Annotated in this window: 1 protein-coding gene; it reads right to left on the bottom strand. The window is 41.1% G+C overall.

Going from position 1 to position 224, the window contains the following annotated elements; translation table 11 throughout:
• A partial coding sequence (locus D0T85_RS23260; protein ID WP_163215659.1) for an AAA family ATPase occupies positions 1 to 93 on the bottom strand: 93 nt, incomplete at its 3' end.
• Positions 94 to 224 lie beyond the last annotated feature (131 nt).

Raw genomic sequence — 224 nt, forward strand, 5'->3', positions numbered from 1 at the left:
TACCAAAGGGATAAAACGGGTCTTATCCACATAATAATAATCTTGCAGGCTGATTCTTTCGTAATCGCTGATACCGTATGGAATTATTTTCATGTTACTTTTCACTTTTGCTGTTTATTAAAAACTCTCCACCATCTCTACAATCTCCCATCCGCGGAACACCACTGTTATCAGCCTCAGCTTTGCACCGCCAATGGTGCTTGTTACTATCTGGTCCGATGCAT

It is taken from the genome of Bacteroides sp. 519, from assembly GCF_010500955.1.
In the GTDB taxonomy this organism is placed as follows: Bacteria; Bacteroidota; Bacteroidia; order Bacteroidales; family Bacteroidaceae; genus Bacteroides.